Source organism: Sediminibacterium goheungense, from assembly GCF_004361915.1.
Taxonomy (GTDB): domain Bacteria; phylum Bacteroidota; class Bacteroidia; order Chitinophagales; family Chitinophagaceae; genus Sediminibacterium; species Sediminibacterium goheungense.
Genome location: NZ_SNWP01000010.1, coordinates 723,938 through 746,647 on the forward strand (window position 1 = coordinate 723,938; position 22,710 = coordinate 746,647).

At 42.4% G+C, this 22,710-nt stretch carries 17 protein-coding genes; 11 read left to right on the top strand and 6 right to left on the bottom strand.

The features are described 5' to 3' along the window. Positions 1-14 precede the first annotated feature (14 nt). Positions 15-3,320 carry a preprotein translocase subunit SecA gene (gene secA, locus BC659_RS03135; RefSeq protein ID WP_133473214.1) on the bottom strand — a complete coding sequence of 1,102 codons (3,306 nt, stop codon included), beginning with the start codon at positions 3,318-3,320 and terminating at the stop codon, positions 15-17. Positions 3,321-3,491: 171 nt separating this feature from the next. Here secA and BC659_RS03140 point away from each other — a divergent pair, with 171 nt between their 5' ends. From BC659_RS03140 to BC659_RS03175, 8 genes are all read left to right on the top strand, one after another. Continuing rightward, entirely contained in the window at positions 3,492-4,088 is a 597-nt protein-coding gene (locus BC659_RS03140) for a DUF6992 family protein (protein WP_133473215.1), read from the top strand. 140 nt (positions 4,089-4,228) lie between these two features. Beyond that, complete coding sequence (gene atpG, locus BC659_RS03145) at positions 4,229-5,110, top strand: ATP synthase F1 subunit gamma (RefSeq protein WP_133473217.1); 882 nt, start codon at positions 4,229-4,231, stop codon at positions 5,108-5,110. Positions 5,111-5,238: 128 nt separating this feature from the next. Then, positions 5,239-6,060, top strand: a complete 822-nt coding sequence (gene scpB, locus BC659_RS03150) for an SMC-Scp complex subunit ScpB (RefSeq protein WP_133473219.1) — start codon at positions 5,239-5,241, stop codon at positions 6,058-6,060. A gap of 49 nt (positions 6,061-6,109) precedes the next feature. Continuing rightward, the gene (gene lysA / locus BC659_RS03155) at positions 6,110-7,327 is read left to right on the top strand and encodes a diaminopimelate decarboxylase (protein WP_133473221.1); all 1,218 of its coding nucleotides are present in this window, start codon (positions 6,110-6,112) and stop codon (positions 7,325-7,327) included. A gap of 24 nt (positions 7,328-7,351) precedes the next feature. Then, positions 7,352-8,140: an ABC transporter ATP-binding protein gene (locus BC659_RS03160; RefSeq protein WP_133473223.1), complete on the top strand. Its 789-nt coding sequence runs from the start codon at positions 7,352-7,354 to the stop codon at positions 8,138-8,140. A gap of 11 nt (positions 8,141-8,151) precedes the next feature. Then, entirely contained in the window at positions 8,152-8,661 is a 510-nt protein-coding gene (locus tag BC659_RS03165; RefSeq protein ID WP_162847338.1) for a TlpA family protein disulfide reductase, read from the top strand. A gap of 234 nt (positions 8,662-8,895) precedes the next feature. After that, a complete protein-coding gene (gene mdh, locus BC659_RS03170; RefSeq protein WP_133473225.1) occupies positions 8,896-9,825 on the top strand; it encodes a malate dehydrogenase in 930 nt (309 codons plus the stop codon). A 193-nt stretch (positions 9,826-10,018) separates the two neighbouring features. Next, positions 10,019-12,448 carry a TonB-dependent receptor domain-containing protein gene (locus BC659_RS03175; RefSeq protein WP_133473226.1) on the top strand — a complete coding sequence of 810 codons (2,430 nt, stop codon included), beginning with the start codon at positions 10,019-10,021 and terminating at the stop codon, positions 12,446-12,448. Between the two features lie 146 nt (positions 12,449-12,594). Here the strand turns inward: BC659_RS03175 and BC659_RS03180 are convergent, their stop codons facing one another. The 4 genes from BC659_RS03180 to BC659_RS03195 form a co-directional block, all read right to left on the bottom strand. Continuing rightward, positions 12,595-13,596 (bottom strand): glycosyltransferase family 9 protein, encoded by a 1,002-nt coding sequence (locus tag BC659_RS03180; protein ID WP_133473227.1) that lies wholly within the window; start codon positions 13,594-13,596, stop codon positions 12,595-12,597. Positions 13,597-13,767: 171 nt separating this feature from the next. Continuing rightward, entirely contained in the window at positions 13,768-15,000 is a 1,233-nt protein-coding gene (locus BC659_RS03185) for an MFS transporter (RefSeq protein ID WP_133473228.1), read from the bottom strand. A 74-nt stretch (positions 15,001-15,074) separates the two neighbouring features. Then, complete coding sequence (locus BC659_RS03190) at positions 15,075-15,761, bottom strand: DedA family protein (protein ID WP_133473229.1); 687 nt, start codon at positions 15,759-15,761, stop codon at positions 15,075-15,077. A gap of 12 nt (positions 15,762-15,773) precedes the next feature. Next, a complete protein-coding gene (locus BC659_RS03195; protein ID WP_133473230.1) occupies positions 15,774-17,033 on the bottom strand; it encodes a dicarboxylate/amino acid:cation symporter in 1,260 nt (419 codons plus the stop codon). 152 nt (positions 17,034-17,185) lie between these two features. On the opposite strand from BC659_RS03195, the gene BC659_RS03200 reads away from it, so the two are divergent. The 3 genes from BC659_RS03200 (at position 17,186) to BC659_RS03210 (ending at position 20,085) form a co-directional block, all read left to right on the top strand. Continuing rightward, positions 17,186-18,685: an amino acid permease gene (locus tag BC659_RS03200; protein ID WP_133473231.1), complete on the top strand. Its 1,500-nt coding sequence runs from the start codon at positions 17,186-17,188 to the stop codon at positions 18,683-18,685. A 93-nt stretch (positions 18,686-18,778) separates the two neighbouring features. Beyond that, a complete protein-coding gene (locus BC659_RS03205) occupies positions 18,779-19,501 on the top strand; it encodes a YebC/PmpR family DNA-binding transcriptional regulator (protein ID WP_133473232.1) in 723 nt (240 codons plus the stop codon). 164 nt (positions 19,502-19,665) lie between these two features. After that, entirely contained in the window at positions 19,666-20,085 is a 420-nt protein-coding gene (locus BC659_RS03210; protein ID WP_133473233.1) for a thiol-disulfide oxidoreductase DCC family protein, read from the top strand. 168 nt (positions 20,086-20,253) lie between these two features. On the opposite strand, the gene BC659_RS03215 is transcribed toward BC659_RS03210, so the two are convergent. Next, positions 20,254-22,644, bottom strand: coding sequence for an alpha-ketoacid dehydrogenase subunit alpha/beta (locus BC659_RS03215; RefSeq protein WP_133473234.1), 2,391 nt, complete (start codon positions 22,642-22,644; stop codon positions 20,254-20,256). Between the last annotated feature and the right edge of the window lie 66 nt (positions 22,645-22,710).

Genomic DNA, 22,710 nt, shown 5'->3' on the forward strand with positions numbered 1-22,710 from the left:
CGGGAGGTTTTGTTTTATAGGTCTTTGCCATGACAGGCTTTGTATTTCTTACCACTTCCACAAGGGCAGGGATCATTTCTCCCGATTTTTGGTCCTACATTAACCGGCTGTTGTTTTACGGGTGTAGGATCGTAATAATCATTCTCTGTTGGTGGCGCATCCATATCTTCCTTGGTGGTACTCAGTTTACTCAGATCTGTTTTCTGCTGACGGCCTTCTTTCACTTCTTCTCCATCATTCAGCGGAATCATGGCATGGCTCAGGAACTGTACAATATTGGTATTCACTTCGCCGTCCATTTTCTTGAAGATATTGTAGGCTTCCATTTTATAAATCACCAGCGGATCTTTCTGCTCATAGGTAGCCGTTTGCACGCTCTGTTTCAGATCATCCATGGCACGCAGGTGTTCTTTCCATGCATCATCAATCAAAGCCAGTGTTACTGTTCTTTCGAGTGCATTCACCAGTTCGGCTCCATTACTGTTCAGGGTTTTCTCCATATTGGCCAGTACCTGCATACCCTTTCTGCCATCTGTAAATGGAACAATCACATTTTCAATATGGTTACCCTGCTGCTGGCGGATATTTTTGAATACGGGAATGGCCTGCACCATCATCTCCTGCTTTTTCCTGTCGTAATTGGTAACGGCCTGGAGGTATAATTTCTCTGCCAGTTGCTGGTCATTACCTTTTACAAACTCATCAGCAGTAATATTGGTATCGATACCAAAATTTACAATGGCAGCCAGTCTGAAGCCATCATGATCATTCTGCTCCCTGAAAGAAGTTACCAGATCTTCTGCTACTGCATAAAATGCATTATCCAGATCCAGTGCCAGTCTTTCCCCAAACAACGCGTGGTTACGTTTTGTATATACCACTGTACGCTGCTTATTCATCACATCATCATATTCAAGCAAACGCTTACGGATACCGAAGTTGTTTTCTTCTACTTTTTTCTGTGCACGCTCAATCGATTTGGTAATCATGCTGTGCTGTATCACTTCGCCTTCTTTGTATCCGGCAAAATCCATGATCTTGGCGATACGATCGCTTCCGAACATACGCATCAGATCATCTTCCAGTGATACAAAGAACTGAGATGAACCGGGGTCACCCTGACGACCGGCACGACCACGTAACTGTCTGTCTACACGGCGCGATTCATGTCTTTCTGTACCCAGAATAGCCAGACCACCTGCTTCTTTTACACCGGGTCCGAGTTTGATATCGGTACCACGACCTGCCATGTTGGTGGCAATGGTTACAGCACCAGCCAGACCTGCTTCAGCTACAATCTGTGCTTCACGGGCATGTTGTTTGGCGTTCAGTACATTATGTGCAATCTGTTTTTGACGCAGCATACGGCTCAACAATTCACTTACTTCCACCGAGGTAGTACCTACCAGTACCGGGCGCCCTGCTTCTTTAAGTTTGGCAATTTCATCGATCACTGCACCAAATTTTTCACGTTTGGTTTTGTATACCAGATCCTGTTCATCTTTTCTGATAGCGGTAACATTGGTTGGAATGGCTACCACATCCAATTTATAGATATCCCAGAACTCTGCTGCTTCAGTTTCTGCCGTACCGGTCATACCTGCCAGCTTATGGTACATCCTGAAATAATTCTGGAGCGTAACGGTAGCATAGGTTTGTGTAGCTGCTTCAATCTTTACATTTTCTTTTGCCTCGATTGCCTGATGCAAACCATCAGAATAACGACGGCCATCGAGTATACGACCTGTTTGCTCATCTACAATTTTTACTGAGCCATCCATCACTACATACTCAACATCTTTATCGAATAAAGTATAGGCTTTCAGTAACTGCTGTACAGTATGAATACGATCTGCTTTTACAGCGTATTCATTAATAAGGTTTTCTTTGTGATGCAGTTTATCTTCAGCGCTCAGTGATTCATTTTTATCTACTGATCCCAGCGACACACTGATATCGGGAAGAATAAAGAAGCTGGCATCTTCGCCTGCTTTTGTAATCAGCTGAATACCTTTATCGGTAAGTTCTACGGAATTATTTTTTTCATCAATGTAGAAATACAATTCTTCATCGGCTTTGGGCATTTCTCTTTGCTGATCGGCGAGGTAATAATTCTCAGCTTTCTGCAATTTCACACGCATTCCTGGCTCACTCAGCAATTTGATTAAAGCGCTGTTCTTTGGCAAACCACGATGGGCGCGGAACAAGGCAAGGCCGCCATCTTTCGGATCATCATTGCCTTCTGCAATTTTCTTTTTGGCCTCATTCAGAAACTGGTTCACGGCTTTTTTCTGCGCTTCTACGAGTCTTTCGATCCTTGGCTTTAGTTCAAAGAATTGTTGTTCACCTGTATTATGACCGATCGGACCTGATATGATCAAGGGTGTTCTGGCATCATCAATCAATACTGAATCCACCTCATCCACCATGGCAAAATGGTGTTTACGTTGTACCATTTCAGCGGGTGAATGCACCATATTATCCCTTAAATAATCGAACCCAAATTCATTGTTGGTACCATAGGTAATATCTGCGAGATAAGCATTACGACGTGCTTCGGTACTGGGTTCATGCTTATCAATACAATCTACTTTCAGACCCAGCCATTCAAATATGGTTCCGTTCCACTCACTATCTCTTCGGGCCAGGTAATCGTTTACCGTAACAATATGTACCCCTTCTCCTGCCAATGCATTTAAGTAGGCGGGCAGGGTCGACACCAGTGTTTTACCTTCACCCGTAGCCATTTCAGCAATTTTACCTGCATGTAATACGCTACCTCCAATCAGCTGTACATCATAGTGCACCATGTTCCAGGTTACGTTCGCTCCCGCAGCCGACCAGCTGTTTTTGAATATACATTTATCTCCTTCAATACGGATATACTCTTTCTTGACGCTGAGCTCACGATCCAATGCGGTGGCAGTAGATACCAGTTCTGTATTTTCTTTAAAACGTCTGGCCGTTTCTTTTACCACAGCGAAAGCTTCCGGTTGAATCTGCGCAAGCGCCTCTTCAATTTTCTTATCCCTTTCCTTTTTCAGCTTATCTACTTCCTGGTAAATAATATCCCTGTTGTGGATCTCATTTTCGGGCAGGTTTTCTGCTTCCTGTTTTTTGGCTTCAATCTGTTCATCAATGGAAACAAGATGTGCCTTAATACGCTGTCTGAACTCCTGTGTTTTATTACGAAGCTCGTCATGGGTCAGTTGCTGGTATTGTTCATAATACTGGCTGATTTTCTGAATGATGGGCATAATCTGCTGCACATCTTTTTCACTTTTACTGCTCCCGAATAATTTTGAGATAAATTTCAACATATTACTAAGTCTGGTGTATTAGAAAATTTTAACAGTCAAAAACGATGCGCAAAAAGTTTTTGAGTCAATTTGGCATTTTTCAACTGAGGCCGCCAAAGGTAAAGAATTTGGGTAGAGTGCGCACGTGGCCGGGAAACAGATGATTATTTATCAAATACTTAACGGATTAGCATGAAAACAAAGCAATTATGGATGTCGGTTTTCGGCTTACTATGCGCCTTTATGGCACATGCACAGGTTAGTGAACAGGATTCTCTTGCCCGTGAGCGCATTAAACTGGTACAGAATAATATGTATGTATTGGGTGCCTGGGCAGGTGCCAACATTATACAGGGTACCATTTCGGCCAGTAATACACATGGTGCCGAACATTACCTGCATCAGATGAATGCCTACTGGAATACGGTTAATCTTGCCATAGCCGGCGTGGGTTTATTGGGTATCCGAAAACAGTTGCAAAAAAAACACAGTCTGACCAGTAACCTGAAAGCTCAGTATCAATTGGAAAAAATATTATTATTAAATACAGGGCTGGATTTGGCGTATATCGCTACAGGTTTTTATTTAAAAGAAAGGGGCACCCGGCTTAACAATGACCGGAACAAGGGTTATGGCAATAGCCTGCTGTTACAGGGAGGCTTTTTATTGGTTTTTGACCTTATTCAGTATGGTCAGCACCGTCGGAACACCAAATGGCTGGAGCAGCGGCAGGGCAAGCTGGAACTGGGTTTGGGCGGAAATGGACTGGCCCTTCACTACCGGTTCTGAATAACCCGGGGCGATGGTGGGTAAAAAAGCAAAGTTTTGATGGAATTTCAGGCTGTTTCTGCTACTTTTGCAGCCAAATTGAAAAGGGTATGCGGGATGTTCCTGATACCTTGTTTCTCGAAACTTGAAACTTTTACCCAATGGCAGGTCAGTTAAAAGAAGTACGTAACCGGATCAAGAGTGTTCAGAGTACCCAGCAAATTACCAAGGCAATGAAAATGGTAAGTGCGGCTAAATTGCGCCGTGCGCAGGATGCCATCACCCAGATGAGGCCATATGCCCAGAAACTCCAGGAAATGCTGAGCAATATCGTAAGTAATACCGAAGGTGATATGAGCATCAAACTGGCAGAAGAAAGAGCCGTTGAAAAAGTATTGCTGATTGTAATCACAAGTGATCGTGGATTATGTGGTGGTTATAATGCCAACATCATTAAACTGGCCAAACAAACCATTGCCGATAAATATGCCAACCAGCACAAAAAAGGTAATGTTACCATCTGGAATATTGGTAAAAAAGGTTATGAAAGCTTACTGAAAGCTGGTTACAAAGCTGATGCTACTTATAAAGATATTTTCCTGAATCTTAATTTTGAAAATGTTCAGGCTGCTGCTCAGGCTGCTATGAAAGCTTTTGAAAACAAAGAATTCGATGCGGTAGAAATCATTTACAGTGAATTTAAAAATGCGGCTACCCAGCGATATACCGCTGAGCAGTTTTTACCCATTCCTAAAGTGGCCAATACAGGTGCCACCAAAAAATCGGATTTCATTTTTGAACCGGCAAGGGAAGAACTGATTGCTGAACTGATGCCTAAAATTCTCAATACCCAGCTCTACAAAGCGGTATTGGATTGTAATGCCAGTGAGCACGGTGCACGTATGACTGCCATGGATAAGGCCAGTGAAAATGCAAACGAACTCCTCAAAACCCTTAAAATCAGCTATAACCGCGCCCGTCAGGCTGCCATTACTACCGAACTTACTGAGATTGTTAGTGGTGCTGCTGCGTTGCAGGGATAGCAGATTTGAATTTGAAAATTTGAAAATGCGGTAATTTGAAAATGATTGTTATGTTTGATTGAACGTAATAATCAAAACACCACTATTTCATTTCCAAATTTTCAAATTATCAAATTTTCAAATTAATCATGGAAATAAGCCAGATCATACCACACATTGAAGTGTTGATTTTTGCGAGTGAGAAACCACTTACTTCTTTAGACATCGTTGAACTGATTAATAACACTTTCGGTTTTCTGGAAGAGCGCGTAACGCTGGATCAGGTGGAAGCTGCTATTCAGGGAATTTGTGAGAAGTATGATTCTGAATTTTACCCTTTCGAAGTTCGTGAAAGTGGCGGAGGCTGGCAGTTCCTTACCAAAAAAGACTTCCATAAAACCATTGCGCAGCTGAATGGCGACAAGTTCCTCAAGCGTTTGAGCAATGCCGCACTTGAAACCCTTGCCATAATTGCCTACAAACAACCCATCACCAAAGGAGAGATTGAATCGATCCGCGGTGTAAACAGCGATTACAGTATTCAGAAATTGCTGGAGAAAGAACTGATACTCATTAGTGGTCGTAACGAGCAAATGCCAGGCAAACCGCTTGTGTATGCTACCTCCAAAAACTTCATGGATTATTTTGGCATCAACTCTCCGGAGGACCTCCCAAAAATAAAAGAAGTACTGGCAGAACAAATTGTAGAAGGTACCGTAATACGTCCGGAAGACTTCACAGATCAGCCCGTTGCTGCTGAAACCCATCAGGAGGAGCCCCCGATTGATGGAGATACTTCTTTATTAAAGGTAAACGAAGACGGCGAACTGATTCTTCAGGTTGATGAAGAAGGTATTACTGAAGAAACTACAGAAGATACCATTACTGAAACTTCTTCCGAAGACAATGACACACCTCCTGCCGACGAAAGCCAGGATGAGGAGCCTTCTTCTGATGAAAATCCCCAATAAGATTCGTTTCGTTTTATAAGGATAAGCCGAAGACAAGTATCTTCGTGATATGTCTTTACAAATTTCGAATGAGCAATTAAGAACCATTGCCCGGGAATTCGGCACGCCGCTTTACCTGTACAATGCAGACCGTATTACCCATCAGTATACACAGTTACAAACTGCTTTTCAGCACAGCGATAAGGTTCGTTTTTTTTATGCCTGCAAAGCATTGACCAACCTCAGCATTCTCAAACATATCAAACAGATTGGATGCAATGTTGACTGTAGCTCCATCAATGAAGCCAGGCTTGCCGTACATGCAGGTTTTACCCCTGAAAATATTTTATACACCAGCAATGGAATCGCTTTTGATGAAATTGAAGAAGCCGTTGCTCTGGGCATTAATATCAACATTGACAGCCTTTCCAATCTGGAGAAATTCGGAAAAAAATATGGACATAGTTATCCGGTAGGTATCCGTATCAGACCCAATATTATGGCAGGTGGCAATCTGAAAATTTCTACCGGTCATGAAAACAGCAAATTCGGTATCCCGATTGAGCAGTTACAGGATATCGTACAACTCATGCAGCAATACAATATTCATATTGCAGGTTTACACAACCATACGGGAAGTGAGATTAAGGATGTGGATGTATTTATGAAAGTGAGCAGTGTTTTTCTGGATATGATTCCTCATTTTCCCGAACTGCAATTTCTGGATATGGGCGGTGGTTTTAAAGTGCCCTATAAAGATGGGGATGAAGGGACCGACATACAACTACTGGCCAATGAAATCATGGCTTTTGAAAAGAAAATTGCAGTTACCTATCAGCGTAATTTTCAGATATGGTTCGAGCCAGGTAAATATATCGTGAGTGAAGCCGGTTACCTGCTTAGTAAAGTGAATGTGCTTAAACCAACGGCTACTACCACTTTTGCCGGTATTGATACTGGTTTCAATCACCTGATCAGGCCTATGTTCTACGAAGCTTACCACCGTATCAGAAACATCAGCAATGAAAAGGGCGAACTGAAAAAGTATGCCGTAGTAGGTAATATCTGCGAAACTGACACTTTTGCCTGGGACAGAGAACTGAATGAAATACGTGAGGGCGATGTACTTGTATTTGATAACGCAGGTGCTTATGGTTTTGAAATGGCCAGCAATTTCAACTCGCGTTTTCGTCCGGCTGAAGTATTGGTAAAAGACGGGAAAGCCATTTTGATCAGAAAAAGAGAGGTTTTTGAGGATTTATTAAGAAACCAGGTGGAAGCATTCTAAAACAAAAGAGTAGCTTGCAGTTAGATGATTGAGATAAAAAATATCAAGAAGATTTTTGGGGACCGTACCATCCTAGACGATATCAGTGCCGTCATGGAAGCTGGCAAATGCAACCTCATCATTGGCACCAGTGGTAGTGGTAAAACCGTGCTTACCAAATGTATGGTGGGCCTGTTTCGTCCGGAAGAAGGAGAAATTCATTACGACAATAAAGACATGCTTCAGATGAACAATGATGACCGCAAATTATTGCGTCAGCAAATCGGCATGTTGTTTCAGGGTACAGCTTTATTTGATTCGATGACGGTGGAACAGAATGTACTGTTTCCGCTGGATATGTTTACCAACTGGTCAGTTGCTGAAAAAAGAAAAAGAGTGAATGAAGTACTGGATCGCGTAAACCTGAAAGATGCGCATAAACGTTATCCTTCAGAAATCAGTGGAGGTATGAAAAAAAGAGTGGGTATTGCCAGGGCCATTGTACTGAATCCCAAATACCTTTTCTGCGATGAACCCAACTCAGGTCTTGATCCGCAAACTTCTTTGGTGATTGATAAACTTATCAAAGAAATCACAGTCGAATTTAATATTACAACCATTGTGGTGACGCATGACATGAATAGTGTAATGGAAATCGGAGACCATATTGTGTATCTGCACCAGGGCAGAAAACAATGGGAAGGATCAAACAAGGACATCATTTTCAGTAAAGATGAACTGTTGAATAAATTCATTTTTGCTTCTGAGTTCTTACAGGATGCCAAAGAAATGCGGATGATGGAAATGAATGGCCTGAATAAAAAGAGTTTATAACAGAAATGTATATGAAACAAATTGTACTGGTGTTTATGGGGCTGGTTATTACGCTCGGCGCATTTGCACAAAATAGTGGAGGAGATCTTCCTCCTTTTATGAAAACCAAAAAACTGCCTGAGTTCAGCATTCTGCAGACGGACAGTACCTGGTTTACCTACCAGCAATTACCCAAAACTGATTTTACCATTATCGTTTATTTTAGTCCCGATTGTGGTCATTGCCAGCATGAGGCCAAAGAGATGATGAGTAATATAGACAGCCTGAAAAATACATTTATTCTTTGGGTCAGCTACCGTGATATGGCAGACATCAAAGGTTTTGCTGAAATCTATGGTCTTACCAACCATAAGAATGTGAAAGTAGGCCGCGACCCCAATTATGCCATACCCTCCTTTTTTCAGGTAAAATACACGCCATATGTGGCGGTTTATAACAAAAAGGGTGAGTATTTAAAGGCTTTTGAGGGTGGTATCGAAATGCCCGAACTGAACAGGTTTTTAGCTGAGAATAAGCAATAGAGCAAGCTTTGAGCCCTGAGTTATGGGCTATGAGCAATGTATCTGCTATTTTTTGAAGCAAGTGCATTTTGTTATTGGTAAAAAATCTTCTTGTATCAAGAAAGTGAGCGTTTAATAAAACCCCATTTTACTTCCCTATTCCTTATTCAATATTGAATATTCGTTATTTCAATCCCCCGGGCTTCCCTTACCTTTGCAGCGAAAAAATTCCTCATTTTTTAAATAATCATTTGTATGAAAGTAACCGTAGTAGGTGCCGGGGCCGTTGGAGCTACCTGTGCCGACAATATTGCCCGCGCCGCACTGGCAGAAGAACTGGTATTGCTTGATATTAAAGAAGGTCTGGCCGAAGGTAAGGCTCAGGATATGATGCAGACAGCTGCATTACTGGGATTCGACACCCGTATTACCGGTAGTACCAATGATTATTCAAAAACAGCGGGTTCAGATGTAGTAGTCATTACTTCAGGCTTACCACGTAAACCAGGTATGACCCGTGAAGAATTGATTGGTACCAATGCAGGGATTGTAAAAGGTGTTTGCGAAAATATTCTCAAATATTCTCCCAATGCCATCATCATTGTGATCAGTAATCCGATGGATACCATGACGTATCTGGCATTACAATCAACCGGTTTACCAAAGAACAGAATCATTGGTATGGGCGGTACACTCGACAGTGCCCGTTTCAAATATCAATTGAGTCAGCACCTGGGTTGCAGCCCTGCAGACCTGAATGCTGTAGTGGTTGGCGGACATGGTGATACTACTATGATTCCATTGATTCGCTATGCAACCTGGAACAGTGCCCCTGTTACCGATTTCCTTACTGCTGATCAGCAAAAACAAATTGTAGCTGATACCATGGTAGGTGGCGCTACTTTAACCAAACTTATCGGTACTTCTGCATGGTATGCACCCGGTGCTGCCGGTGCTGCGCTGGTAGAAAGCATTCTGCGTGATGAGAAAAAGCTCTTTACCTGCTGCGTAAGCCTTGATGGTGAATACGGACAAAAAGACATTTGTCTGGGTGTTCCTGTTGTAATCGGCAAAAACGGCTGGGAAAAAATTCTTGACTTTAAACTGAATGAAGAAGAGCAGACACTCTTCAATAAGAGCGCAGAAGCTGTAAGAAGCATGAATGATGTACTAAAGACTTTATAATTTTCTGCTACTCATCTCATTTAATAACCGTTCATACACAAAGCCCCGTTGGTAAAAATCCGACGGGGCTTTTTTCATAATGATGAGCAACCGTTCGTCATGGTTTTGTCACTGCTCATCCCGAAACGCTGTTTTAAGCTGTAACATTTATGAGTGCTTTGCGTCTGATTGAGCACCTAAAACGAAACACAACATGAGACGGATTTTAGTATTGGCTGTGTTTGGATTGACTACTATTTTCAATTCAGCTTTTGCACAAAGCAGCCACAGCATTAAAGGAAAGGTTACCGACAACTCCGGAAAGGGTATACAGTCTGTAACTGTATCATTATTAAAAGCAGCAGACAGCAGTCTGGTAAAAGCAGATGTTACCGATGAGAATGGCGCTTTCGAAATAGTGATCGCACCGGCAGGAAAATACCTGCTGAATTATACCATGATTGGATTTGAAAGAATCTACTCTGCACCTTTTGAAGTAAAAAATGGACAAGGTTATGACGCTGGAAGCACCACTTTACAAGCAGCCGCTAATAAACTGACTGATGTAACAGTTACTTCCCGTAAACCCATGATTGAGATTAAAGCCGATAAAACGGTTTTTAATGTAGAAAACAGTATTAACGCTACAGGTAGCAATGCACTGGAGCTTTTACAGAAGAGTCCCGGCATTCAGGTTGATAACAATGAGAACATCAGCATGAAAGGAAAAACCGGCGTTCGTATTTATGTGGATGGTAAAATGACGCAATTGGGTAGCCAGGATCTTGCTGCTTACCTCAAAAGCATTAACAGTAATGATGTAGAAGCGATTGAAATGATCAGCAATCCAAGTGCACGTTATGATGCAAGTGGTAATGCGGGTATCATTAATATCCGTTTAAAGAAGAATAAAAAATTTGGTACAAACGGATCTGTGAATCTTGGATTTATACAGGGTGTTACACCGAAAGGTAATGGTTCGGTGAGCCTGAACTACCGCGACAAAAAAGTAAACCTGTTTAGTAATATTGGCGGCAATCTGGGCAGACAAGAAAATACACTTGACCTCTATCGTGTACAACGCGACACCATTTATGATCAGAAAAGTACCAACTGGAGCGATAATAAAAGCCTGAATGCAAAAGTTGGAGCAGATTTGTTCCTTAATAGTAAAAGTACTTTAGGTTTCCTGGTTACAACAAATATTGCCAATACCGACTGGTCAAGTGAGAGCAATACCAATATTACGTATAAGCCTACCAACCAGTATGTAAAAAAACTGGTGGCACTGAATACCATTCCGGGTAGCAGAACCAATATGAACAGCAATATCAACTATCGTTATACAGATAGTACAGGTAAGGAAATCAATTTTGATGCCGATTATGGCTTGTTCCGTGGTACCGGCAGAAGCTTTCAACCCAATAACTATCTCGACAATAGTGGAAATATGTTATCACGTGTAGTGAACCGTAACTATACACCTACTGATATCGATATTTATACGGCTAAAGTTGATGTGGACCAACCAAAATGGAAAGGAAAACTCGGTTATGGTGCGAAGTTCTCTTATGTAAAAACCACCAATACTTTTGATTTCTTCAATGATATCAATGGCACACCGGTAAAAATTTTAAGCAGAAGCAATAGCTTTACTTATAAAGAAAATGTAAATGCAGCTTATGTAAACTACCAGCGCCAATTGAATCCAAAATGGAGCCTGCAAACAGGTTTACGTATGGAGCAAACCAATAGCGAAGGTGTTTTAACAAGGGCAGATGGTGTAGTACAGGCTGATAATACCGTTAAACGTAATTATCTGGATTTCTTCCCGAGTGCTGCATTAACCTGGGCCGTTAACCAGAAACATACCTTAAACCTTACTTTCAGCAGAAGGATCGATCGTCCTACTTATCAGGACCTGAATCCATTTGAAAACAAACTGGATGAACTGACTTACGAAAAAGGTAATGCTTTCTTACGTCCCCAGTATACCAATACTGTTGAGTTATCGCATACTTTCAAATACATGCTGAACACAACCATCGGTTACAGCCATGTAAAAGATTTTGCTACGCAGACTACAGATACAACAAATAATGCCACATTTGTTCAGCAGAAAAACCTTGCTACCCAACGTATCCTGAGTTTCAGCATCGGCTCTCCTTTACCCATTGCCAAATGGTGGAATGGATATGCAAATATCTGGTACAACTACCAGATGTTTAAAGGGAAAATTGGTGAGAACGAAGTGAAAACAGATATCCCGATGTTTGGTGCCTATATGCAACATTCATTTACACTGGGTGGCGGTTACACAGCTGAGATGAGTGGCTGGTTCAGTGGCCCGAGTGTATGGGGTGCTACCTGGAAAACACGTTCTTTAGGCGGACTTGATCTGGGCTTCCAGAAGCAGGTGTTGAAAAAACAGGGTACTGTTAAACTGAGTGTAACAGATATCTTCTTTACCAATCCATGGACAGCTACCAGCAATTTTGGTGGATTGTATATCAATGGTAGTGGCAGAAATGAAAGTCGCACCGTTCGTTTAGCATTCTCATGGCGTTTTGGTAACAGTCAGGTGAAAGCAGCCCGCCAACGCCAGACAGGTCTGGAAACTGAAGCGAAAAGAATTAAAGGATAATAGTTGATTTTTAAATACAATGAAAAGGCTCCGGAGTTTCGGAGCCTTTTCGTTATTCGCAAACACAGGTTATCATGATTGTTATGATCAATCAGGATAATCTTGTTTCATTTTACAAAGGATAGAAAATAGTAAAAAAATATTATTTACAAGTATGTATAAGCAGTCTTAGCAATTAGATCTACATCCTGATCCTGCATACATTTAAAATGTGCCCTTGGACATGTCTTTGTTCCATAATTCGAGCAGGGCTGACATGGCAACCCTTTTACCATGAAATTATGATAAGCCGCCTGGTTATGATGAACCAATTGCGCTGTTCCATAATAAGGCTCTACATCTAATGCGGGTGAAGTACCACCCCAGATAGCAAGTACAGGCTTGTTCAATGCGCATGCGATGTATTGCATACCTGTATCATGAGAAATAACAAGCCTGGATTGCCGTATGATATCTGCCGATTCATGCAGACTGAATTTGCCGCAGGCGTTATAAATTTTTACCGGATCGATTTCTGCAATTTTTTCACCTTCTGCTTTATCTTCTTTTCCACCAACCAGCACAATCGGGTATTGTATTTTACTGCATAACTCGCGGAGCTTATACACGGGTAGTTTTTTGGTATAATAAGAAGCGCCGATAACAATCGCTACAAAACCTGCACTATGAGACAGGGGTAAGTCTTCCGCTTTCACCTTTATATCAGCAGGAATAAAATAATCCATACCTTTTCCATCATTCTGTACACCTAATGGTGCCAGCGCGTCTATACAACGCTCTACAATATGCCGCCCGGCCATTTTATTGATATGAAGTCTCGTAAGTAAAACTTTTTCGATGACTTCTTTATGGTAAGAAAGTACCGGAACCTTTAATGCTTTTTTGATGCGCCAGGTTCTGAAATTTTTATGCAGGTCAATGATATAATCAAACTTCTCTTCCCGTAATGTTTTGATCAGAGAATCCAGGTTGCTGTTGAAATAATGAAAGCGATCGATATAAGGGTTACCTTCTGTAACGGCCTTCATCGATTGTTTGGTGAGAAAATGTACTTCTGCATGCTCCACCTGTTGTTTCAAACAACGGATAGCTGGTGTAGTCAGCACAATATCGCCAATTGAAGAAAAGCGGATTACGAGAAATTTCATAGCACAATTTAGTCTGGAAGACCGAAAGTCCGGAAGTCGGAAAGATTTTTTTACAAAACGATCTTTGTGTCAATCTGTGCCCTTAGTGACATTGCTTATTGCCACTGAGGACACAGACTGACACATAAAAGAAAATTGTCGCCGGACTTCCGGTCTTAATATCTTTCGGACTTACTCCTCCACGTAATTCAAATCTTTATGGAAGGTTTCTTCAGTGAAATAGTAAGCAATCAGTGTTATACTCATGACTACGATACCTGTTACAATACCGCTGTTAATCAGGCTCCAGTTCCAGGATTTTTGAAAGAGATCGAGGAACAACATATTAATCAGTGGTAATGCACCGCGTACCATATTGGGTATAGTGGTGGCAGCGGTGCCTCTTAAATTGGTGCCAAACTGCTCGGCTCCCATCGTCACAAAAATGGCCCAGAAACCCGTGCTGAAACCCAGCAGGGTACAAATGGCATACATAGAAGTATCAGAATCATTGTATCCGCTGAAGAAAAGAAAGAGTCCGACAATAGTAAGCATGTAATAGAGCAGCAATGCTTTTTTTCTGCTTTTGAAATACTGGCTCACCAAACCTACCAGCATGTCACCAATAGCAATGGCTGCATACGCGAACATGATAGAACGTCCTGAGTCGATAGTAGTACTATCGAACATAGCTTTACCAAAACGGTCGCTCTGGTTTACCAGTATACCGATCACATACCAGGTAGGTAATCCGATTAAAATGGCAAATACATATTTCTTCAGGCGTTTACCATTATTAAAAAGCATAAAGAAATTCCCCCTTGCTACTTTCTGTTCTTTTGCCTCACGGAACATACCTGATTCTGCCACACTTACACGCAACAGGAGTAAGCCTATTCCCAATGCACCACCAATTTTGTAGCAAAGCCGCCAATCGTCTGTTAATTGGTATGTAAAATAAGCTGCTACGGCACCACTCAGTCCGATTCCTGCCACCAGTGATGTTCCCACTCCCCGTTTATTTTTAGGCAGCAATTCACTCACCAATGTAATACCCGCTCCCAGTTCACCAGCCAGTCCGAGACCGCCAATAAAACGGCATGCAGCATACTGATTTACCGTCTGTACAAAGCCTGTGGCAAAATTGGCCAGCGAGTATAGGATGATGGAACCAAACAATACACTTAATCTTCCTTTCTTATCTGCCAGCACACCCCATAAAATACCTCCCAATAATAAACCTGTCATCTGCCAGTTAATTACACGGGTACTATCTACCAGCATCGTGGCATCAGTAGCGCCCACACCCAACATACTGGGCTTCTTTACAATGGTAAAGAGGAGTAAATCATAGATGTCAACAAAATAACCCAGTGCTGCAACAATCACGGGCAAGGAAAAAATACCATATTTTTTTTCAGTCATGACAAGCAGGTTTGGTATAAAAGTCCGCCCTTCCTCGCGGGAGCGATGTCAGGGTGACGAAGTAAGCTTTGGTATTATGCTTCGTTTTTATTTTTCTTTTTTCCGCCGAATAATTTAATCAGTACGGGAGCTGTGGTTACGAGAACAATACCAATTACAATTACTTCTAAATGATCTTTCAGATCGAAACCGAACTGATTGAGTATCCACTTCTGTAAAAAATGTCCGGCAAACAACATACTGAATACCCACGCCACGCAGCCTACAATATTAAAGAATATGAATTTCTTTTTTTCCATGGAAACAATACCGGCTACAATCGGCGCAAATGTTCTTACGATGGGAATAAAACGGGCCACGATGATGGCTCCCCCTCCATGCTTTTCGTAAAACTCATGGGCCTGTTCCAGGTATTTCCGTTTGAATAGAATATTTTCTTTCCAGTTATACATGGCAGGGCCCACTTTTCTTCCGAACCAGTAACCTACCGTATTACCGGCGATGCCTGCTGCTGAAATGAGTAACATCAGCATCAAGAGATCGAGGTATTCATTGCCAGTTGGAATAAATTCATTGGCAAGATTTGAACTGTAGATACCTGCTACAAATAAGAGGCTGTCGCCGGGCAGGAAAAAGCCTGCAAACAATCCTGTTTCAGCAAATACCACTAGTAATATCAACCATAGTCCGCCGTGTTCAATATAAAACTGTGGTTGCAATAACTGGCTCCAGTGAAAATCGGATAGTAATATCTGTAACATGCGTTCGGGGTCTTATGCGTTCATTGAAATATCGGTCGGCTCATCCAATGCGCCTTCCCATTTACTTACTACACTTGTTGCCAATGCGTTGCCTACCACATTGGTGGCTGTACGGAACATATCGCAGAAGTGGTCTATTGGCAGTATCAGTGCAATGCCTTCCGGCGGAATATTAAACATAGCGCAGGTGGCGGTTACCACTACCAGTGATGCCCGTGGAACACCCGCAATACCCTTGCTGGTGAGCATCAATACAATAAGCATGGTTAACTGTGTACCCAGGTCTAACTGTATACCGTATGCCTGTGCAATGGCGATACTGGCAAAAGTCATATACATCATACTACCATCCAGGTTAAAAGAGTACCCAAGGGGTAATATAAATGAGACGATTTTATCTTTACAACCAAAGCGTTCCAGTTCTTCAGTAAGTTTAGGGAATACAGCTTCACTGCTGGTAGTACTGAATGCGATAATTAATGGCGGGAAGATGCGGCGCAATAAATCGGGTAATCGTTTCCCCAAGATAATAAAGCCTACTGTTAATAAGATGGCCCATAATGCTGCTATACCCATCAGGAAATACAAGAGGTATTTACCATAAAAAATAAATACATCAAGTCCTTTGGTAGCTATCACTGCTGCGATGGCACCGAATACGCCAAGGGGTGCAAAATTCATTACATAGCCTACCATTTTAAGAATCACATGGGCTACAGCATCTAAGCCTTTCACTACAATTTTTGCTTTCTCACCAAGGGCAGCGGTGGCCACGCCGAAAAATATACTGAATACTACCAGCTGCAGTATTTCGTTGGTGGCCATGGCATCAATCACACTTTTAGGGAATACGTGTTCCACAAATTTCTGGATACTGAATTCCTGCGTTTTACCTACCAGGTCCTGTGCACCGGTAATGTCTGCATTACTAAGGTCGATACCTTTACCGGGCTGGAAAAGGTTCACCAGTAACATACCCAGTAAAAGACTTACCAACGATGCAGATACAAACCATAACAATGCTTTTCCTCCTACCCTTCCTACGGTTTTAAGGTCGCCAAGTTTGGCAATACCCACTACCAGGGTGGAGAATACCAATGGTGCGATGATCATCTGCACCAGCCTGAGGAAAATGGTAGTTAAGAGTTTAAGGTTTTTGGAAAATGACTGTATGGTATCGGGTCCGGCATTCTCATGTATAAAATAGCCAAGTATCACACCGGCAATCATCGCTATAACGATATATAAGGTAAGCCTGTTAGATTTTTTCATTGGGGCCCTATTAGTGCCGCAATATAGTATTTATGTTTAAATGGCCTGACCTGAAGGCTAAATCACCGATTCTGAAAAGTTTTGGGGGGTGAAAGCAATAAATACCTATTTTGCCAAAACTTTTCTATTCAGAAACTTAACCAAACTGTACTATGAGTTTATTTGTAAAGAAACCATTGGGTCAATTACTGGCACAGGCCGATGAAGGGGACAAGGGATTGAAACGTACCCTCGGCGCCGGTAACCTGATTGCCCTCGGTATTGGAGCCATCATTGGAGCCGGCTTGTTTGTGAGAACAGCTGCTGCTGCCGGACAGGCTGCCGGCCCTGCTGTGACCATTTCATTTATTGTAGCTGCTATCGGTTGCGCATTTGCCGGTTTATGTTATGCAGAATTTGCTGCCATGATTCCAATTGCAGGTAGTGCCTATGCTTACAGCTATGTAACCATGGGTGAACTGGTTGCCTGGATCATTGGTTGGGCTTTGATTATGGAATACGCACTGGGTGCCGCAACGGTATCAATTGCATGGAGTGAATACCTCAATAAACTATTGGACGGAGGTATACCCTATGAATGGTCGCATAGCCCCTTTGAGAGTTTTACTGACTCTGCAGGGGTATTGCATAAAGGAATCGTAAATGCACCCGCATTGGTTATTCTTTTGTTGCTCACTTTATTACTCATTAAGGGCACACAGGAATCGGCGATCGTAAATGCTATCATCGTATTCATTAAAGTAGCCATTGTAATTCTCTTTATTGTGTTAGGCTGGCAATACATCCGCCCCGAGAACCATACACCTTATATGATTCCTGAAGGAACAGCCGCTGTTACGGATAGTGCAGGTAAAGTAATTGCCGACTATTCAGGAGCTTTCAAACACGGATGGGGTGGTGTTTTGGGTGGTGCTGCCATCGTATTCTTTGCCTTTATTGGTTTTGATGCGGTTAGTACAGCGGCACAGGAAGCCAAAAATCCTAAGCGCGATATGCCGATTGGTATTCTGGGTTCACTGGTGGTTTGTACCATCTTATACATCCTCTTCGGACACGTACTGACGGGTGTTGCCAACTGGCAGGAATTTGTGGATCCTGAAAAAGGTCGTGAAGCTTCTGTTGCTTACGCCATTTCCACTTATATGACCAAATATGCCTGGTTATCTACTGCTGTAACCGTAGCCATTCTCGCCGGTTTCTCTTCGGTGATCCTGGTAATGTTGATGGGTCAGAGCCGTATTTTCTATACCATGAGTAATGACGGACTGATTCCAAAAGCATTCGGCGTACTACATCCTAAATTCAAAACACCTTATAAAGCCAACTGGATATTGTTTGTATTTGTGGGTCTGTTTGCTGCTTTTGTTCCCGGACACGTTGCCGGTGACCTCACCAGCTTTGGTACCCTCTTTGCATTTGTATTGGTAAGTATTGGTGTATGGATTCTGCGTGTAAAATCGCCTGAAATCGAAAGACCATTCAAAACCCCATTGGTTCCCATTGTACCGATTCTGGGTGCCGTGGTTTGTCTGGGAATGATTGTTGCACTGGATGCACAAACCCTGAAAGTGGCATTTGCATGGATGGCACTCGGTCTGGTTGTATACTTCCTGTACAGCAAAAACAACAGTAAACTCCGTAATCAATCATAAACGAAGTCACTTGATTTTAAAACCCGCTCCCGTAGCGGGTTTTTTTATGGTCAATAGGCTTATTTTTGCAACCCGTTCATTTAAACATTTATTATGGGAAGGATTTTTGAAGTACGTAAAGCCACCATGTTTGCCCGTTGGGACCGGATGGCCAAACAGTTTACCCGAGTAGGTAAAGAAATTGTGATTGCGGTAAAAGCAGGTGGTCCTGACCCGGCTACCAATCCGGCCCTGCGTCGCTGTTTCCAGAACGCCAGAAGCGTGGGTATGCCCAAGGATCGTGTAGAAGCAGCCATCAAACGTGCGCAGGGTAAAGACACTTCCAACTACGAAGAAATCTTATATGAAGGCTATGGCCCCCATGGTGTGGCACTACTGGTTGAAACAGCTACCGATAACCATGTAAGAACCGTGGCCAACGTAAAAAGTCATTTTAATAAAGGAAACGGTGCCATGGGTACCAGTGGCAGCGTAAGCTTCCAGTTTAAAAAAATGGGAGTATTCAAACTCAACCCTACAGGTTTAAGTATTGATGACCTTGAACTGGAACTGATCGATTTTGGGCTCGAAGAACTGGGTGAAAGCAATGATGATAATGGTAACCCCATCATCGTTTTACGCTGCGCCTTTGTAGATTTTGGTAACCTGCAAAAAGCACTGGAAGACAAGGGACTTACCCCTATCAGTGCCGAGCTGGAATGGATTCCAACCACCACTGTTCCTGTCACCGACGAACAGGCTGAAGACGTAAGTAAGCTGATTGAAAGACTGGAACAGGATGAAGATGTGAATAAAGTATTTCATAATATGGGATAGGAGGTTGTAAGCTTCAAGCCACAAGCTACAAACAGTATAAAAAAGCTGTTGTTTTTTGAGAACAACAGCTTTTTTCGTTAAAAAAACAAGTTAATCTGGTACAATTTCAATTGTAGCTTACAGCTTGTGGCTTGAAGCTCGTAGCTTTCTTTGTAATTTTGCATATGCAAACACTCCAAACCTTACAGCATCCTGTGATTCTCTTTGATGGGGTATGTAATCTTTGCAATAGCAGTGTTCAGCAAGTCATTCAACACGATCCGGAAAGAAAGTTCCGCTTTGCTTCTTTACAAGGTGAACTGGGTCAGCAGGTATTAGCCTATTTTCATTTACCTGCCGATCAGTTCAATAGTTTTATTTTTTTACAGGATGGTCGGCTTTATTACAAATCAACCGCCGCTATTAAAGTTATGCAACAGATGCATGGTGGGTGGAAATGGTTGTCTTACCTGCTCTGGGTCGTTCCTTTTTTTATCCGTGATTTTTTTTATGATTTTATTGCCCGTAACCGATACAAATGGTTTGGCAAACAGGAATCATGCTGGGTGCCAACGCCTGAGTTGAGGGCCCTGTTTTATGATTAGGATACGCAGCTTTGGAAGCCTTGAGCCATGAGCTGCGGGCTTTGAGCGTTCTAAGAAATAAAAATGTGCTGCACCATGTACAACATATTCTTGTTAACAGATCATATTGCACTCAGAAAACCAATAGCTCGTAGCACAAAGCTCATAGCTCACAGCTTAAAATTAAAACTACTCAGCCATCAACGCTCTTACGGCGTCCATTACATCTTCGGCATTGGGTTTGGAGAAATAATCTCCGTCGCTTCCGTAACCAGGACGATGGGCTTTGGCAGTAAGGGTTTTCGGACTTGCATCCAGCCATCTGTAGCCACCTTGTTCTTCCATTACTTTGTTGAACATATAAGCAGCAGCACCACCTGGAACATCTTCATCAATAAAAATAATACGGTTGGTTTTCTGTAAGGAAGAGAGAATAATATGGTTCAAATCGAATGGTAATAATGTTTGCACATCTACCACTTCACAACTGATGCCTTCTTTGGATAAACGATCTGTTGCATCCTGTATAATACGCAGGGTAGAGCCATAAGATACAATGGTTACATCTGTACCTTCCTGTATAATTTCCGGAATGCCCAGCGGTACTGTGTATTCCAGTAAATTATCTGGCATTTTTTCTTTCAGCCTGTATCCATTCAAACATTCAATTACAATCGCCGGATCATTGGCCTGTAGCAGGGTATTATACATACCAACAGCCTGCACCATATTTCTCGGCACACATACATGCATGCCACGCAAAGCATTAATCACAACACCCATTGGTGAGCCACTGTGCCATATACCTTCCAGTCGATGCCCTCTTGTACGAATGATAACCGGACAACTTTGCTGACCACCTGTTCTGAAATGTGTGGTACAAACATCATCACTCAATGGTTGCAATCCGTATAATAAATAATCGAGGTATTGAATTTCAGCGATGGGTCTCAATCCACGCAAAGCCATACCAATGGCCTGCCCCACAATGGTTAGTTCACGAATACCGGTGTCCAGAATTCTGTCGCTGCCATGCTTTTCCTGCAATCCGGCAAAGCCCTGGTTTACATCTCCAATATAACCTACATCTTCTCCAAATGCATACACTTTGGGATTGCTATTGAATAAGGCATCAAAATATCTGTTCAAAACTTCATATCCATTGGCAGTGGTTGCATCAAAGGGAATCAATGGTTTGATCTCGGGAACTTTCAATGCACTTTTCGGCCCTTCGTTGTAAAGATGACTATTGTAGAGTTGTTTACTCTCATCCAGCAATGCAGTGCGCAGTTCTTTGAGTTCTGCTGCTGATGGGGATGATGGCGCTACTTCAATGGCCAGCGCAATCGTGCGTATTACATCGCGGCGGAGAGGTTCTTTATTATTCGCCAGCTCATTGGCCATCTGTTGCAACTGGTTGTATTTGTCGATATCATTCACCATCGACTGGCGAATGAGTTCACTCGCTCTGGCAGCCTGTTCTTTTATAGGTGCCACATATTTCTCCCATGCCAGATTACGACCTTCTCTTACTGTTTCTTTCGCTTCTGCCTCAACAGCAGCCAGTTCTTCTACTGAAGCCAGTCCGTTTTCGAGCATCCACTCTTTCATTTTTTTTATACAATCCCATTCTTTTTCCCATTCCAGCCGCTCAGGTGTTTTATATCGCTCGTGGCTACCACTGGTAGAGTGGCCCTGTGGTTGTGTAACTTCTTCTACATGGAATAATGCGGGTTCATGAGTTTCTCTTACTTTTTGTAAAGCTTCTTCAAATACTTCACACATGCCTGCATAATCCCAGGCTTTTACTTTATAAATATGAATACCATTGGTATCGGCCTGTTTCTGAAAACCTTTCAGTGCCGCAGAAATAGAGCCTTTGGTAGTTTGGAAGTTTTTAGGTACGGATATCCCATATCCATCATCCCAAACAAACACAGCCAGTGGCACCTGCAATACACCTGCCGCATTAATGGTTTCCCAGAAATGTCCTTCACTGGTACTGGCATCTCCAATGGTAGTAAAGCAGATTTCATTACCGTTATGGCTCAAATGTTCCAACTGGTCCTGATGCTTACTTGCCCTGAAACAACGTGAAGCAAAAGCCAGTCCGAGACCACGCGGCATTTGTCCGGCCGTGGGTGCTATATCTGAAGAAATATTTTTTCTGTTTGCGAGGTCGAGCCAGTTACCATGTTCATCCACAAATCTGGTGGAGAAATGTGCATTCATCTGACGGCCTGAACTAAAGGGTTCATTTTTAGGATCAGGATCGGCGTACAGTTGTGCAAAATATTGCTCCACACTTGCCAGTCCGGAAGCAAACATAAAAGTTTGGTCGCGGTAATACCCGCTTCTGAAATCACCGGGCTGAAAAAATTTAGACATGGCTATCTGCGCCACTTCTTTACCGTCACCGAATATGCCAAATTTGGCCTTTCCCGTTAATACTTCACGGCGGCCCAGTAAACTAACTTCCCTGCTCACAACGGCCATACGGTAATCTTCAATCACCGCATTTCTGAACCCGTCGAAAGAAAGCATATCGTTTTTATAACCCAAAGTAGAAGTTGATTCCATGCGACAAAAATAACATTACCTGCGGAATGGACTAACGGAAATTAGTTTTCAGGAAAAATTGTGGAT

Bases quoted from the DNA above. Each gene is read 5' to 3' on its own strand.
- BC659_RS03195 (WP_133473230.1), bottom strand. From the start codon at position 17,033: ATGAAAAAATCTAACAGGCTTACCTTATATATCGTTATAGCGATGATT.
- mdh (WP_133473225.1), top strand. From the start codon at position 8,896: ATGAAAGTAACCGTAGTAGGTGCCGGGGCCGTTGGAGCTACCTGTGCC.
- BC659_RS03200 (WP_133473231.1), top strand. From the start codon at position 17,186: ATGAGTTTATTTGTAAAGAAACCATTGGGTCAATTACTGGCACAGGCC.
- BC659_RS03165 (WP_162847338.1), top strand. From the start codon at position 8,152: ATGAAACAAATTGTACTGGTGTTTATGGGGCTGGTTATTACGCTCGGC.
- BC659_RS03140 (WP_133473215.1), top strand. From the start codon at position 3,492: ATGAAAACAAAGCAATTATGGATGTCGGTTTTCGGCTTACTATGCGCC.
- lysA (WP_133473221.1), top strand. From the start codon at position 6,110: ATGTCTTTACAAATTTCGAATGAGCAATTAAGAACCATTGCCCGGGAA.
- secA (WP_133473214.1), bottom strand. From the start codon at position 3,320: ATGTTGAAATTTATCTCAAAATTATTCGGGAGCAGTAAAAGTGAAAAA.
- BC659_RS03160 (WP_133473223.1), top strand. From the start codon at position 7,352: ATGATTGAGATAAAAAATATCAAGAAGATTTTTGGGGACCGTACCATC.
- BC659_RS03175 (WP_133473226.1), top strand. From the start codon at position 10,019: ATGAGACGGATTTTAGTATTGGCTGTGTTTGGATTGACTACTATTTTC.
- BC659_RS03210 (WP_133473233.1), top strand. From the start codon at position 19,666: ATGCAAACACTCCAAACCTTACAGCATCCTGTGATTCTCTTTGATGGG.
- BC659_RS03180 (WP_133473227.1), bottom strand. From the start codon at position 13,596: ATGAAATTTCTCGTAATCCGCTTTTCTTCAATTGGCGATATTGTGCTG.
- BC659_RS03190 (WP_133473229.1), bottom strand. From the start codon at position 15,761: ATGTTACAGATATTACTATCCGATTTTCACTGGAGCCAGTTATTGCAA.
- BC659_RS03215 (WP_133473234.1), bottom strand. From the start codon at position 22,644: ATGGAATCAACTTCTACTTTGGGTTATAAAAACGATATGCTTTCTTTC.
- BC659_RS03185 (WP_133473228.1), bottom strand. From the start codon at position 15,000: ATGACTGAAAAAAAATATGGTATTTTTTCCTTGCCCGTGATTGTTGCA.
- scpB (WP_133473219.1), top strand. From the start codon at position 5,239: ATGGAAATAAGCCAGATCATACCACACATTGAAGTGTTGATTTTTGCG.
- atpG (WP_133473217.1), top strand. From the start codon at position 4,229: ATGGCAGGTCAGTTAAAAGAAGTACGTAACCGGATCAAGAGTGTTCAG.
- BC659_RS03205 (WP_133473232.1), top strand. From the start codon at position 18,779: ATGGGAAGGATTTTTGAAGTACGTAAAGCCACCATGTTTGCCCGTTGG.